We start from the raw sequence: 13,502 nt of genomic DNA on the forward strand, positions 1-13,502 counted from the left end.
AAGGCCGCTCGAAATCACTGATTTTCTGAAGGAAAGGATGGTGGACGCGACAGGGATTGAACCTGTGACCCCTACGATGTCAACGTAGTGCTCTCCCGCTGAGCTACGCGTCCAGACCTTCGGGAAGGCGGGGATATACAGAGGCGACCCGCGCTTAGCAAGCCGCCGCGAGCGGCAATTTCAGGCGGCGATCATCCGCTCCACCTCGGAGACGATCTCGCGCAGATGGATGGGCTTGCTCAGCACCTTCGCCCCCGCGGGCGCCTGTTCGCCGGCGGCGAGCGCCACCGCGGCGAAGCCGGTGATGAACATGATCCGCAGGCCCGGGTGCTTCGCGGCCGCCTGCCGCGCCACCTCGATGCCGTCGATGCCAGGCATGACGATGTCGGTGAGCAGGAGGTCCCACGATTGGTTCAGATGGGCGACCGCCTCTTCGCCGTCGGCGCAGGCGGTCACCTCGTGGCCGGCGCGTTCAAGCGCCCGGGCGAGGAAGCCCCGGAGGGAGTCGTCGTCTTCTGCAAGGAGGATGCGTGACATGGGCAATGTTGGTCGCTGGATCGCCTACAATAGCTAGCGAAGGGTAAAGACGCCATGAAGGCCTTTGACGCAGCGGGCCGGTCCGGCGTTGTATGCGGGCGATGAACGCCCTCGACCCGCTGCCCTACGCCGACAGTCCGCCCATCGGGCCGGCGTTCGAGGTGCGCCGGGCCGGTCCCGAAGGCGCGCCGCCCACGCCGCTGGTTTTCGCCTCGCCGCACTCGGGGCGCCTATATCCCGAAGAGATGATGTCGGCCGCGGCCCTGGACGCCGTCTCTATCCGGCGGTCCGAGGACGCCTTCGTCGACGACCTGATCGCCGAGGCGCCCGAGCTCGGCGCCACCGTGATCACGGCCAACTTCGCCCGCGCGTACATCGACTTGAACCGCGAGCCGTTCGAGCTGGACCCGCAGATGTTCTCGGACCCGCTTCCCGAGTTCGCCCGCGCGCGGACCGCCCGGGTGGCCGCCGGACTGGGCGCGATCGCCCGCATCGTCTCGGAAGGGCAGGAGATCTACCGACGCAAGCTGACGTTCGCCGAGGCCTCGCGGCGGATCGAGGGCGCGCACCGGCCGTATCACGCCGCGCTGGCCGAGCTGCTGGACGAGGCCCGATCTGCCCACGGCTTCGCCATCCTGGTCGACTGGCATTCCATGCCGGCGGCGGCGGCCAAGGCGGGCGGCGGCCGCGACCGGCCCTGCGACATCGTGCTGGGCGACCGCTTCGGGGCGGCCTGCGCCGGTGTGCTTCCCACTCGCGTCGAGCGCGAGCTGGAGGCCCTGGGCTATCGCGTCACGCGCAACACGCCCTATGCCGGCGGCTACACCACCGAGCACTACGGCCAGCCGCACCGCCGGGGCCACGCCCTGCAGATCGAGATCAACCGGGCGCTCTACCTCGACGAGGCGACCCTGGCGCCCACCTCCGGGTTCGAGCGGCTGCGCGAGCACATCGGGCAGCTCACCCGCGCCCTGGCGGACGCCGACTGGTCGGCGCTGAAGCCCTAGGCGACCACGAGCCGCCGGCGGCGCATCATCGTCCCGGCGGCGCCGAAGCCCAGGATCATCATGGCCCAAGTGGCCGGCTCGGGGACGGCCGCAGCGGCGTCCGCCAGCGCAACGTTGTCGAGCGTGACCCGGTCGCGGCCGGGCCCCCAGTCGCCGAAGATCTGGACCTGCTCAAGGTCGGCCATGATGGCTTGGAACGCCTCTGCCGAGACGGCTCCGCTCATCGAAGTCGGCGAGCCGGTGTAGAAGGCGCCCGCGTTCAGGGCGACGGAAAAGGTCTGCAGACTTGGGGTCGGCGTGGCCCCCCAGCGGCTGAAGATCACCTTGCCGTTGTTGCCGGTCAGCGCAACGAGCGGCGCATGAGCGTATTCGGTGGCCGTCGATGCGAGATCGAAGCTAAGGAGGCCGCCGACATAGTCGGACTTGCCTCCCAGGTACTCGGACGGCGCGACGAAGCCGAACCCGCCGAACCCGTGCTCCATGGTGATGGTGTCGGCCACGGAATCGTACGTCACCGGAATGCCTGAGAACCCCAGATAGCTGCCGAAGGTCCAGCCGTCGGTCCCCGTGTCGAAGGTCGAGGTGACGGTGGTGGCTGCGGCCGCCTGACCGGCGAACGCAAGGCTGCCGGCGAACGCAAGGGCGGAAAGCCCGATCTTCAGATTCATGACTTTGCTCCTGACTTGTCCATGCGGTGGGACGCGGACTTCGGGAGCGGCGTAGTCGCAGGTGATCCCGGCCGTCGCCCCGGCGCCGACGAACGGCGGAGCTGGTCGACGGAAGGCGGCGATTTCGCGCGGCGGGCGAGGCGGCGCGGCGAACAGCGACGCCAAGCGCTGGGCAGGCCCGCGCCGCCCCTCTAGACCGCCGCGGCCAGGTCGGGCGGCGTCCGCGCCACGCTCACGACGTATTCGATCAGCGCCTGCGCGTTCATCGGCTTGGTGAGGAAGGCGTCGGCTCCCGCGGCCTCGGCCGCCTCCTTGTGCTCGGCCATGGCGTTGGCGGTCAGCACGCAGATGGGGGTTCTCGCCCGCCCGCCCTCGCGCTCCATCCTGCGGATGATGCGGATCGCCGCCAGGCCGTCCATGACCGGCATCTGCATGTCCATGAGCACGAGATCGAAGGCGCCGGTGGCATAGGCGTCGACCGCCTCCTGCCCGTTCTCGACGCCGATGATCTCCACCGGTAACTGCTCGAGGATCAGTTCGACCGTCAGGCGGTTCACCACATGGTCCTCGGCCAGGAGGATCCGGAGCGGACGGATCTCCTCGTGGACGCTGGACGCCTGCAGGACCTCGATGGTCCGGGCGTCCCTGGGAGCCCGCTGCAGGGGCAGCTCGACCTCGAACGTCGCCCCTTCCCCCGGCGCGGCCGTGGCCGTGATCGTGCCGCCCATCAGCGTCACCAGGGACCGGGAGATGGCCAGCCCCAGGCCGGTGCCGCCGTAGCGCCGCGTGACCGAGCCGTCCGCCTGCTCGAAGCGCTCGAACAGGACGTCCGCCACCTCGGGCGGGAAGCCGATCCCTGTGTCGCGGACGACGAAACGGACGCGCTCGGCGCCGGGCCCTTCGACGGCGCAGGAGACCGACAGGCGCACGTAGCCCTGCGACGTGAACTTCACCGCATTGCTGACGAGGTTCGACAACACCTGGCGGATCCGCAGTTCGTCGCCCATGAAGCGGCCGCGCGCCCACTCGTCGAGCTCGGTCAGCAGTTGGACGCCCTTTTCGGCGGCGCTGGCCCGGAAGAGCTCCATGGTTTCGTCGACCACGCCGCCCAGGTCGAAGGGTTCGACGCGGACCGAGACGCGGCCCGCGTCAAGCTTGGCCAGGTCGAGGATGTCGCCCAGCAGCCGCTCCAGAGCGCGCCCCGACCCTTCGATCAGGTCGACCATCTGACGCTGCTTCGGCTGGAGCTCGGTGCGGGCCAGCGCGCCGGCGACGCCCAGCACGCCGTTCAGAGGGGTCCGGATCTCGTGACTCATGTTCGCAAGGAACACCGACTTGGCCAGGTTGGCCTTCTCGGCCTGCTCTCGGGCCTCGATGAGGCGCATCTCGGTGTCGCGCCGCTCCGACAGGTCGCGGACGATGGCGGTGAAGGCCGGCCCGTCCGCGGTTTCCAGCTTGGCGAGCGACACCTCGGCCGGGAACTCCTCCCCGGATTCGCGGCGGCCGATGATCGCGGCGCGCTGGTGCATCCGCAGGCTCTGCAGGTTGCCCTGCGAGAATTCAACGACGTGCTGCGCGTGGGCGCCGCGGCTTCGCGAGGGCAGGAGGATCTCCACCGGCTCGCCGACGACATCCTCGGCGCGATACTGGAAGATCTCTTCGGCGCCGACGCTGAAGGCGATGATGCGGGCCGCGCCATCGGTCACGACGATGGCTTCGGGCGATATCCGCAGCATCGCGGCCAGCATGTCCTCGCTCCGGCGGGCGGACGCCTCGGCGGCGCGCACGTCGGTGACGTCCTGGATCGCGCCGGTCATGCGGACCGCCGCGCCGTCCGAACCCACCTCCACCTCCGCGCGCTCGCGCACGATCCGGACGCCGCCGTCGGGAAGCACCACACGGTGGTCGATCAGATAGTCCTCGTAGCCGTCGAGGGCGCGGCGGACGCGGTCGCGCACGCGCTCGCGGTCGTCGGGGTGGATTCGCTCCAGCACCGCCGGGAACGACGGCTCGAACTGCGCCGGGTCGAGACCGAAGATGCGGTAGACCTGCTCGGACCAGCGGATTGCCTGAGTGGCGACGTCCGCCTGCCAGCTCCCGGCGTTGGAAAGACGCTCGACGCGGTTGAAGTGCTCGAGCAGCGACGCCGGATCGTCCGAGGCCAGGCCTGCGCCGGTCGGCGCCGCGTCCCCTGGGACTTCAGCTTTCGGGGCTTTCAACGACGCGGCCTCCGGCGATACGAGCCAATCGGACTGAGGGCGCGCCGACCGTTCCGACGCCAGCCGGTCCGGCGGCCGACCCAAGGCGGAATCGGCGGATGAGTCTGTCGAGCTCGACGGTTTCAGCCTTCATCGCGTGAGTCGCGGCCGTCGATTCCTCGACCATCGCGGCATTTTGCTGCACCGCCTGGTCCATCTGGCCCACCGTGGCGCTGACCTCGGCGAGGCTGGCGGACTGTTCCTGGGCCGATGCGGCGATCGCGCCGATCACGCCGTCGATCTCGGCCACCTGCGCGACGATGGTCGAGAGCGCCTCGCCGGCCTGATGAACCATCTCCACGCCAGTCGCGACCTCGCGTCCCGACCGGGCCACGAGCACCTTGATCTCCTTGGCGGCCTCGGCCGACCTCTGCGCGAGCGCCCGGACCTCGGACGCCACGACGGCGAAGCCCTTGCCCGCGTCGCCGGCCCGCGCCGCTTCCACACCGGCGTTCAGGGCCAGCAGGTTGGTCTGGAAGGCGATCTCGTCGATCACGCCGATGATCTGGCCCGATCTCCCGGGAGGACTCCTCGATCTGGGCGACCGAACGCAACGCACCGGCGACCACGTCGCCGGATCGTTCGACCTCGGCCTTGGCGTCGCCGACGGTGCGCGTCGCCTGGTCGGTGTGGGCCGCCGTCTGCTTCACGCGTCCATAGATGTCAGCCAGCGCAGCCGCGGCCTGTTCCAGCGCGGCGGCCTGCTGCTCGGTGCGGCGCGACAGGTTGTCCGACGACGACGCCAGTTGGTCGCAGTTGGCGCTCAGGGCCCCGCTGCTGGCGGTCACGGTGGCGATGGCCGCTTCGAGCCGCTCGAGCGCGGCATTGAAGTCCGTGCGGATGCCGCCGTACTCGGCGGGCATGTCGTCCGCCATTCGGTAGGTGAGGTCGCCGTCCGCCAGCGCGGCGGCGGCGGCCCCCATCGAGGCCGCCACCGTCGACCGCTCTCCGGCCAGGACCTCCGCCTCGGCCTCTCTGCGCGCCGCCTCGGCGGCCGCGAGATACACCGAGATGGAATAGTCCATGTCGAGCAGGGCGGCCTTGATCAGCGCGCCAGCCTCCGCGGCGACCTCGTTCGCGTCCGACCGCGAGCGCCCGAGCCCGCGGGGCCAGCGGGCCGTCAGCAGCGCCGCCATCATCGCCTCGATCAGCAGGGCGTAACCGCCCACGTACCACCGCGGCTCGAGGCCGATCCGGGCGTGGGTCTCGCCGACACGCACCACCGCCTCCACGTAGCGCTCGTCGAACTGTGCGGCGGATATGGACCGCCAGTGCTCGATCTGGCGGGCCTTGGCGCTCTCCATCCGCGCGTCGTCGGCGAAGAACGCCCGCGTCGCCGGCGTTACGCGGATCTGGTCGTAGAAGGCGTCCAGCGCACCGGGCAATTCGGCCATTAGGAGCGGGCCCAGTTCGCGCAACCGCGCAGACGCGGCGTCGTCGAACCGCATGAACCTCAGGCGCTCACGCAACTGGTCTTGCGGAACCATCACCCGAGCCCCCCCTGCCCGAAATGAGTAAGCAGCCGCATTAGCCTTTGATTTCATAAAGACAGTCAACTCGACCGATAGTTCTATGAAATAAGTTATATGAATATAACTTTGGTTATGCATGCGCCTTTGGCGTGCACAGAGGGAAACGCCATCGCTGGTTTTATTCGTTCCGCATGCAAGTCTCCAGAGGCGAAACCGTTGGCGCGGGCGAATTGATTTTGACTAACCCCCGATACCCACTTACAGCGTAAGGATATTCAAGTTGAACGGGGGGCTGGAACTGACCGTCGGCGACGACGCGCGTCGGGTAGAGAAGACCGTCGGCCCCAGCGAGGGCCGGGCGGCGAAATCCGCGCGGGCTCCGATCACGCCGCTGATCGTCGAGGAAAAGCCGATCTGCCGTCACGCTATCGCCGACCTGGTCTCCGAGGTGGCGCTTACGGCGCCGCCCAGTTTCGCGTCGTCCCTTTCCGAAGCCCTGAAGGTGGCCGGCGCCCGCGCGCCCGACCTCCTGCTCGTCGACCTGTTCTCGGTCAGCTTCGATTTCGACGGCCTGCGGCGGCTGATCCTGGCCAGCCGGGCGCCGGCGGTGGCGATCGACGACCGGCCGAACCCCAGCTTCGCGGGCCTGGCCCGGATGGCCGGCGCCCAGGGATACGCCTCGAAGAACTACGAACTCGACACGTTCCGAGCCGTCATCCGCGCCGTGATCGAAGGCGGCGCACACTTCCCGCGCGAGACATCCGCCGCGCGCCAGCGGCGCACCGACGTGTCCGGTCCGTCCCTGGGGCTGTCGCCCCGGCAGATGGACGTGCTGAAGTGCATAGCGGTGGGGATGAGCAACCAGCAGATCGCCACCTCGCTGGGGATCACCCTGGGCACGGTGAAGCTCCACATCCACGCGATCTTGCGGCTCACCGGCACGCGCAACCGCACCGAGGCGGCGTTGATCGCCGGGCGGTTCCTCGCCCCCACCATCGAGGACTGACCGCGGACCGCCGCGGAAGCCAAAAAAAAGCCGCGCCATCGGGCGCGGCAGTTTCAATAGGGAGGAAACGCCCAGGAAGGGCAAAGGCGTCAGCGACGCCTTACAGTGTCCAAATTAGTGTGCAGCGCACAAAAACGCAAGCCCCGATGTAGAATCTTTTGTGTCGCATCTGGCGGACCCGCGCGATTACGCTGCAAAAACAGCACCTGACGCGGCGTCACTCTTCCGAAGCGTTATGTGCGGCGCACAACGCACTGGCGGGAAGCGACGGCTTCCCTTACAAGCGCGCGCCTTCTGAAAGAGACTTTCCGCGCCATGTCGCTCCGAAACATCGCCATCATCGCCCACGTCGACCACGGGAAAACCACCCTCGTCGACCAACTCCTGGCCCAGTCGGGCGTCTTCCGAGCCAACGAGGCGACGGTCGAACGCGCCATGGACTCGAACGACCAGGAGCGCGAGCGCGGCATCACCATCCTGGCCAAGTGCACCTCCGTGCTCTGGAACGGCGCGGCCGGCGAGACGCGCATCAACATCATCGACACTCCCGGCCACGCCGACTTCGGCGGCGAGGTGGAGCGGATCCTGGGCATGGTGGACGGCTGCGTCCTCCTGGTGGACGCCGAAGAAGGCGTCATGCCCCAGACGAAGTTCGTGCTGGGCAAGGCGCTGAAGATGGGCCTGCGCCCGATCCTCTGCCTCAACAAAGTGGACCGCCCCCACGCCGACCCCGACCGGGTGCTGAACGACGCGTTCGACCTGTTCGCCGCCATGGGCGCGACCGACGAGCAGCTCGACTTCCCGCACATCTACGCTTCGGGCAAGAACGGCTGGGCGACGCTGGACCTGGCGAAGCCGAACGACAACCTGGGCCCGCTCTTCGACCTGATCGTCGACCATGTGCCGCCGCCGAAGGCCGAGCAGCGCAAGGAAGAGCCCTTCCAGATGCTGTCGGTGCTGATCGAGAGCGATCCGTTCCTGGGCCGCCTGCTCACCGGTCGCATCGAGGCGGGCAAGGCCGTTCCGGGCCTCGCCATCAAGGCGCTCTCGCGCGACGGCAAGGAAATCGAGCGGGGCCGGATCACTAAGGTGCTGGCCTTCCGCGGCCTGAAGCGCCAGCCGATCGACGGCGGCGCGGAAGCCGGCGATATCGTCGCCATCGCCGGCCTGTCCAAGGCCACTGTGGCCGACACCCTCTGCGCGCTGGAGGTCAGCGAGGCGCTGCCTGCCCAGCCGATCGACCCGCCGACGATCTCGATGACCGTGTCGGTCAACGATAGCCCGCTGGCCGGCCGCGAGGGCGACAAGGTGCAGAGCCGCGTGATCGCCGCGCGCCTGCAGAAGGAAGCCGAGTCGAACGTCGCCATCCGCGTCACCGAGACGTCGGAGAAGGACGCCTACGAGGTGGCCGGGCGCGGCGAACTGCAACTCGGCGTGCTGATCGAAAGCATGCGCCGCGAGGGCTTCGAGGTCTCGATCAGCCGCCCGCGGGTGGTTTACCAGACGAACGAAGAGACCGGCGAGCGCATGGAGCCGATCGAGGACGTGATGATCGACGTGGACGACGAGTTCACCGGCATCGTCATCGAGAAGCTGTCGGCCCGTAAGGCCGAGCTGAAGGACATGGGCCCGTCGGGCGCGGGCAAGACGCGCATCAGCCTGATGAGCCCGTCGCGCTCGCTGATCGGCTACCAGGGCGAGTTCCTGACCGACACCCGCGGCTCGGGCGTGCTGAACCGCGTGTTCAGCCACTACGAGCCCTACAAGGGCGCCATCGACGCCGGCCGCAAGGGCGTGCTGGTGTCCAACTCCGACGGCGAAACGGCGGCCTACGCCCTGTGGAACCTGGAAGAGCGCGGCACGATGTTCGTCGGCGCCGGCGAGAAGACCTACCAGGGCATGATCATCGGCGAGAACTCGCGGTCGGACGACCTCGACGTCAACCCGATGAAGGCCAAGCAGCTCACCAACGTCCGCGCCTCGGGCAAGGACGAAGCCGTGCGCCTGACCCCGCCGCGCCGCCTCACCCTCGAACAGGCCATCGCCTACATCGAGGAGGACGAGCTGGTGGAAGTGACGCCGAAGAATATCCGCCTGCGCAAGAAGGTCCTGAACCCCTCCTTCCGCAAGAAGCGCACGAAGGAAGAGTAGCGCCTCAGGGCTGGAGCCAAGTGTGATAGCCCGAACCAGGCTTGATGTCGTGGTGCTGGCCGAGCCATGACTGGTTGAGCGGCAGCGTAAGGTTCGGAATAGCTCTGATGATGCTGAGTACGCGCTGTGTCGAACTGATTTCGTGCAATGGGGTGAGCACCGGCTTTGCACCGCCGATGAGTTCCGGAAGGTAGTAGAGTTTTCCGGCGGATCGGTAGGCCTGGGCGAGGCTCGCCAGCTGTGCGGCAAGCAAGCCGTCGACGCTCCGCGAAGGTGCGACACTCGCGGTCACTCCCAAGCCCCCGTTCGACGGCACATGTGGGACCACATCATCCCCATACTCATACCGACGGCTATCGGCGACGGCGGCATCGAACGCCTTGACGAAGTTCGAGTCACCCGCCTTGGGCGCCGCGAAGGTGCAAACGAGAACTTGCCGCTTAGGACTCTGGCGCTTGAACCGCACAGCGCCGATGTGCGCCATCGCGCCGCCCTTACTGTGACCGGTAAAACATACCGGAAAGCCGGGTTGCTGCTTAAGCAGGGGCGCGAGAGCCGCACCTAGTTCGACCCAAAGGTTATCGACGGCCTCGGCAAAGCCTGGGTGGATCCAGCCGATCCCTGGCCAAGCTCGGGGAACAGCGTTGAAGTTGTTTAGCCAATCCCCCACGGCAAGAGCCTGGTCTGCTTCGCCATCCAGGGGAATAGTGCCTCGGAAGGCCACCACGATCTCCTTCGCGGTCACACCTACGGTAACCGCATCCCGCGCCGCGAGGAGCGACACCTCTGGTAGGACCGTGTCGAATGGTGGCTTCCAAATGAAGGTGGTGCCGTCGATGAAGACTGCCGGCGGCGCCTGATAGCCAACCTCGGCATTTCGAGCTGCTGCGAGTGCTGGGATGCCGTCCGTGGCTTCCTTCATGGGATCGCGAAAGTACGTGCTCCAAGCTGCCGTCAACATGCGGCGGGATAGGTCATCGTCAATCATCATCGCCCCGCTTCTTCGCAGCACGGTTGCATATTCAAGATCATGCAATCAATGCGACATCTGTCGAACTAGCCCAATGAGCGCGTGGTCCGCCCCCTTGCGGACCACCACATCCGCGTAGGCCATCGTCGGCGCGATGTGGTCGACCAGGTTCACCAGGTTCAGGTGGGTCCAGGCAGCCTCGAACATCGCGTCGCGCTGGACCGGATCCAGCCTGGCGAAGAAGCTGTTGGGATCGTCCGCGATGATCCCGTGCAGCCGGGCGAGGTACCAGGCCTTGGCGTGCGACGGATCGGCATCGACGTAGAGGGACAGCCCGAAGCGCGAGCGGGCCTGCGGGGTCTGCAGCACGTTGATCCCCTCGACGATCACGACGCCCGCGCCCTCCACTGCGCGCCGGTCGCCGGGCACGATGTCGTAGGTGACGTGCGAATAGACCGGTGTCTCGGCTTTGCGGCCCGCGGCGAGATCGTCGAGGAAGCGGTGCAAAGCCTCGGAATCGTAGGTCTCCGGGAAGCCCTTCTTCATGCCGAGGCCCGCCGCCTCCAGCGCGGCATTGGGCTTCAGGAAGCCGTCCGTCGCGACGATCTCGACCGGCAGCTCCGGGTCCGACGCCTCCAGTGTCTCCGCCAGGGTCTTCGCCAGCGTGCTCTTGCCCGCCGCCACGCCCCCGGCGATCCCGATCAGGAACGGTCCATTCCGGGCCGCGGCCCGCGCGGCGACCAGCGACTTGAGCTCGGCCTCGACATCCCTCATGGACGCAAGGGGTTCACGGCCGGGCCATCGCGGTCAAGCCGGCCCTTGCGCCTGCGCTGCGATGGTCCCAGATCGCCGGACAATCGGGAGGTCGCATGCTCAAGCTCCACACCGCCAAGGGAACCATCGGTCTCGCCTGCGAAATCGCCCTCGAAGACGCCGGCGCCGCCTACGACGTCCACCGCCTGAATTTCGCGGAGAACGAGCAGCGGGCCGAGCCGTACCTGGCGCTGAACCCCAAGTCCCGCGTGCCGGCGCTGGAGACCGACCGGGGGATCATCACCGAGACGCCCGCCATCATGGGGTTCATCGCCCGGACGTTCCCCGCCGCGAAGCTCGCCCCGCTGGACGACGCCTTCGCCATGGCGGGGCTGGAGTCGTTCATGAGCTACCTTTGCTCGTGGGTGCATCCGGCGGCGGCGCACCGCCATCGCGGCAATCGCTGGGCCGACGATCCATCCGCCATCGCCGAGCTGCGGCGCAAGGCGCCCGAGGTGTTCGGCGCGGCGATGCGCCTGGTGGACGGGCAGTTCTTCCGCGGCCCGTGGGCGATGGGCGAGAGCTACACCGTCGCCGATCCCTACCTGTACGTGGTCACGAGCTGGATTCCGCGCGACGGCCTCGACATGGCGGACTTCCCGCGGCTCGCTGACCATTTCGCCCGGATGGAGACGCGGCCGGCGGTCAGGACGGTGCTCGACCGGGTGCGCGGTTGAATCGCCTTACCTCCGTCGCAAGGGCGCGTTACCAATAGGGGCCATGGACCTGACCAAGCCCTTTCCACCCCGCCACTACCCGACCGCCGCCGCCAAGTGCGCCGACCTGGTCGTGCACGTCATGGGCCTGACCTTGGCCCTGGTGGGCGGGATCGTTCTGCTGACGCTGGCCGTGCTGAAAGGGTCGATCAGCCAGGTGGTCGGCGTTTCGATCTACGGCGCCGGCGTCATCGCCATGCTGGCCTTTTCCACCGCGTACAACTTCGCCAAGCCGCAGTACCGGCCGGTGCTGCGCCGCCTGGACCACGCGGGCATCTTCCTGATGATCGCCGGCTCGTATACGCCCTTCACCCTGAACCTGGGAGGCGCCTGGGGCATCGGGATGACGGCCGCCGTGTGGAGCATCGCCACCCTCGGCGCCCTGGGGAAGTTGTTCCTCACCGGCATCGACCGCAAGTTCTGGGTCGGGGTCTATCTGGTTCTCGGCTGGCTGGTGGTGATCGCGCTGAAACCGATGATCGAAAGCCTGGCCTGGTACGCGATGGCGCTGCTGGTGACCGGCGGCGTGCTCTATTCGACGGGCGTGATCTTCTACGTGAACAAGAAGCTGAAGTTCTGCCGGGCCATTTGGCACGGCCATGTGGTCGCCGCCGCAGCCGCCCATTGGACGGCCGTGCTGCTGGGCGTGGTCCTGGCGACCCAGCACTGACCATGCGCGGCCTGCTGGCCGGCCTCGGCCTGGCGCTTCTCGCCGGCGCGTCGCAGGCTCAGGTTCCCACCGAAGGCTACGCCCGCGACGGGCGCACATGCGACGGCTACGCCCGCGCCCCCATCGAGACCGTCAGGGGCATGTGCGCCGGCATCGTCCTCGCCCCGCCGCCCGAGGGCTTGAGGGCGTCGAAGCGCACCCTGCACTTGCCGCGCACCCTGCTGGCGCTTGCCGACGGCAGCTTCCTGGTCGCGGACCTCGGGACCTGGGACGCCGGGCGCGGCTCGCTCTGGCGGCTGACGCCCAAGCCTGGCGCGGAGCCCGTCCTCAAGCGGTTGCTCACCAGGCTCGACCTGCCGCACACCCTGGCGGTGGGCCCCGACGGGAAGATCTATCTCGGCGAGATGAGCCGCATCAGCCGCTTCGATCCCGACGCGCCCGACCCGCAGGCGACGCTCACGCCGGTCGTCACGGGCCTGCCCGACAACCGGCTGCACGACAATCGCCACCCGCTCTCGGCCTTCATCTTCGACCGCGATGGCGCGCTGATCGTCAATGTCGGGGCGCCGTCCGACCAGTGCCCGCCCAAGCCTGGCCAGAGCGCCTGCGCCGAGGCCGAAAGACAGGCGGCGCTGTGGCGGTTCGCCCCCGAGGGGCCCGGCAAGTGGTCGTCCCAGCCGAGCGTCCACGCCCGCGGCCTTCGCAACTCGCTGGCCCTCGTGCGCACGCGGGCCGGGACGATCCTCCAGGCCGAGAACAGCATCGACGTCACTGACCCGGCCTGGCCGCCCGAGGAACTCAACGTGATCCGCCCCGGCGCCCACTACGGCTGGCCCTACTGCATGGGCGCGAACCAGCCGGCGCCCGCCTGGAAGGCGAGCAAGGTGTCGTGCGCGTCGTTCACCCGCCCGCAGGTGCTGATGGCGCCGCACGGCGCGCCGCTGGACCTGATCGAGTACGGCGGGGCGATGTTCCCCGAGCTCTCGGGCAAGCTGATCGTGACCCTGCACGGCTACCGCTCCGCGGGCTCGCGGCTGCTGGCCTACGAACTGGACGCCGCTGGCGTTCCCAGATCGTCGAAGCCACTCGACCTGACGCCCGGCTGGCGCGCGGTGCGGGGTCGCCGACCAGACGGGGCGCCGGTCGGCATGGCGGTGGCGGCGGACGGGGCGATCTGGGTCGCCGACGACCGCAACGGCGCGATCCTGCGCTTCGCCCGCGACCGGCGCTGACG

The 13,502-nt window shown here is 68.4% G+C and carries 12 protein-coding genes, 1 tRNA gene and 1 pseudogene; 6 read left to right on the plus strand and 8 right to left on the minus strand.

The genetic code is table 11. The features are described 5' to 3' along the window. Positions 1 to 38: 38 nt before the first annotated feature. Together Q0L11_RS00800 and cpdR are read right to left on the minus strand one after the other, a co-directional pair. Positions 39 to 113: transfer RNA gene (locus tag Q0L11_RS00800), tRNA-Val, on the minus strand. 67 nt (positions 114 to 180) lie between these two features. Next, positions 181 to 537 carry a cell cycle two-component system response regulator CpdR gene (cpdR, locus tag Q0L11_RS00805; protein ID WP_296594938.1) on the minus strand — a complete coding sequence of 119 codons (357 nt, stop codon included), beginning with the start codon at positions 535 to 537 and terminating at the stop codon, positions 181 to 183. 101 nt (positions 538 to 638) lie between these two features. Here cpdR and Q0L11_RS00810 point away from each other — a divergent pair, with 101 nt between their 5' ends. After that, positions 639 to 1,544: an N-formylglutamate amidohydrolase gene (locus tag Q0L11_RS00810; RefSeq protein WP_296594939.1), complete on the plus strand. Its 906-nt coding sequence runs from the start codon at positions 639 to 641 to the stop codon at positions 1,542 to 1,544. Here Q0L11_RS00810 and Q0L11_RS00815 read toward each other — a convergent pair. From Q0L11_RS00815 to Q0L11_RS00830, 4 genes and pseudogenes are all read right to left on the minus strand, one after another. After that, positions 1,541 to 2,212, minus strand: coding sequence for a laminin B domain-containing protein (locus Q0L11_RS00815; RefSeq protein ID WP_296594940.1), 672 nt, complete (start codon positions 2,210 to 2,212; stop codon positions 1,541 to 1,543). The two genes, Q0L11_RS00810 and Q0L11_RS00815, sit on opposite strands and share 4 nt — an antisense overlap. A gap of 191 nt (positions 2,213 to 2,403) precedes the next feature. Further along, positions 2,404 to 4,431, minus strand: coding sequence for an ATP-binding protein (locus Q0L11_RS00820; RefSeq protein WP_296594941.1), 2,028 nt, complete (start codon positions 4,429 to 4,431; stop codon positions 2,404 to 2,406). Further along, positions 4,412 to 4,966 (minus strand): methyl-accepting chemotaxis protein, encoded by a 555-nt coding sequence (locus Q0L11_RS00825; protein WP_296594942.1) that lies wholly within the window; start codon positions 4,964 to 4,966, stop codon positions 4,412 to 4,414. Before Q0L11_RS00825 ends, Q0L11_RS00820 begins: the two co-directional genes overlap by 20 nt. Positions 4,967 to 5,519: 553 nt before the next feature. Continuing rightward, positions 5,520 to 6,080, minus strand: a pseudogene (locus tag Q0L11_RS00830) (protoglobin domain-containing protein); the annotation flags it as partial. A gap of 142 nt (positions 6,081 to 6,222) precedes the next feature. Here Q0L11_RS00830 and Q0L11_RS00835 point away from each other — a divergent pair. Together Q0L11_RS00835 and typA are read left to right on the plus strand one after the other, a co-directional pair. Next, positions 6,223 to 6,948, plus strand: coding sequence for a response regulator transcription factor (locus tag Q0L11_RS00835; protein WP_296594943.1), 726 nt, complete (start codon positions 6,223 to 6,225; stop codon positions 6,946 to 6,948). Positions 6,949 to 7,263: 315 nt separating this feature from the next. After that, on the plus strand, positions 7,264 to 9,099 hold the full coding sequence (gene typA / locus Q0L11_RS00840; RefSeq protein WP_296594944.1) for a translational GTPase TypA: 1,836 nt from the start codon (positions 7,264 to 7,266) through the stop codon (positions 9,097 to 9,099). Positions 9,100 to 9,103: 4 nt separating this feature from the next. On the opposite strand, the gene Q0L11_RS00845 is transcribed toward typA, so the two are convergent. After that, positions 9,104 to 10,090 (minus strand): lipase family protein, encoded by a 987-nt coding sequence (locus Q0L11_RS00845; protein ID WP_296594945.1) that lies wholly within the window; start codon positions 10,088 to 10,090, stop codon positions 9,104 to 9,106. Positions 10,091 to 10,135: 45 nt separating this feature from the next. Then, complete coding sequence (locus Q0L11_RS00850) at positions 10,136 to 10,843, minus strand: hypothetical protein (RefSeq protein ID WP_296594946.1); 708 nt, start codon at positions 10,841 to 10,843, stop codon at positions 10,136 to 10,138. A gap of 95 nt (positions 10,844 to 10,938) precedes the next feature. Here Q0L11_RS00850 and Q0L11_RS00855 point away from each other — a divergent pair, with 95 nt between their 5' ends. From Q0L11_RS00855 to Q0L11_RS00865, 3 genes are read left to right on the plus strand one after another with little or no spacing between them, the layout of a single operon-like run. After that, positions 10,939 to 11,559: a glutathione S-transferase family protein gene (locus Q0L11_RS00855; protein WP_296594947.1), complete on the plus strand. Its 621-nt coding sequence runs from the start codon at positions 10,939 to 10,941 to the stop codon at positions 11,557 to 11,559. Between the two features lie 43 nt (positions 11,560 to 11,602). Next, on the plus strand, positions 11,603 to 12,268 hold the full coding sequence (locus tag Q0L11_RS00860; protein ID WP_296594948.1) for a hemolysin III family protein: 666 nt from the start codon (positions 11,603 to 11,605) through the stop codon (positions 12,266 to 12,268). 2 nt (positions 12,269 to 12,270) lie between these two features. Further along, positions 12,271 to 13,500 (plus strand): PQQ-dependent sugar dehydrogenase, encoded by a 1,230-nt coding sequence (locus Q0L11_RS00865; protein ID WP_296594949.1) that lies wholly within the window; start codon positions 12,271 to 12,273, stop codon positions 13,498 to 13,500. Positions 13,501 to 13,502: the final 2 nt, after the last annotated feature.

The organism is Phenylobacterium sp., from assembly GCF_024508875.1.
Classification (GTDB): domain Bacteria; phylum Pseudomonadota; class Alphaproteobacteria; order Caulobacterales; family Caulobacteraceae; genus Phenylobacterium.

Bases quoted from the DNA above. Each gene is read 5' to 3' on its own strand.
- Q0L11_RS00850 (WP_296594946.1), bottom strand. From the start codon at position 10,843: ATGAGGGATGTCGAGGCCGAGCTCAAGTCGCTGGTCGCCGCGCGGGCC.
- Q0L11_RS00865 (WP_296594949.1), top strand. From the start codon at position 12,271: ATGCGCGGCCTGCTGGCCGGCCTCGGCCTGGCGCTTCTCGCCGGCGCG.
- Q0L11_RS00855 (WP_296594947.1), top strand. From the start codon at position 10,939: ATGCTCAAGCTCCACACCGCCAAGGGAACCATCGGTCTCGCCTGCGAA.
- Q0L11_RS00860 (WP_296594948.1), top strand. From the start codon at position 11,603: ATGGACCTGACCAAGCCCTTTCCACCCCGCCACTACCCGACCGCCGCC.
- typA (WP_296594944.1), top strand. From the start codon at position 7,264: ATGTCGCTCCGAAACATCGCCATCATCGCCCACGTCGACCACGGGAAA.
- Q0L11_RS00845 (WP_296594945.1), bottom strand. From the start codon at position 10,090: ATGATGATTGACGATGACCTATCCCGCCGCATGTTGACGGCAGCTTGG.
- cpdR (WP_296594938.1), bottom strand. From the start codon at position 537: ATGTCACGCATCCTCCTTGCAGAAGACGACGACTCCCTCCGGGGCTTC.
- Q0L11_RS00810 (WP_296594939.1), top strand. From the start codon at position 639: ATGAACGCCCTCGACCCGCTGCCCTACGCCGACAGTCCGCCCATCGGG.
- Q0L11_RS00815 (WP_296594940.1), bottom strand. From the start codon at position 2,212: ATGAATCTGAAGATCGGGCTTTCCGCCCTTGCGTTCGCCGGCAGCCTT.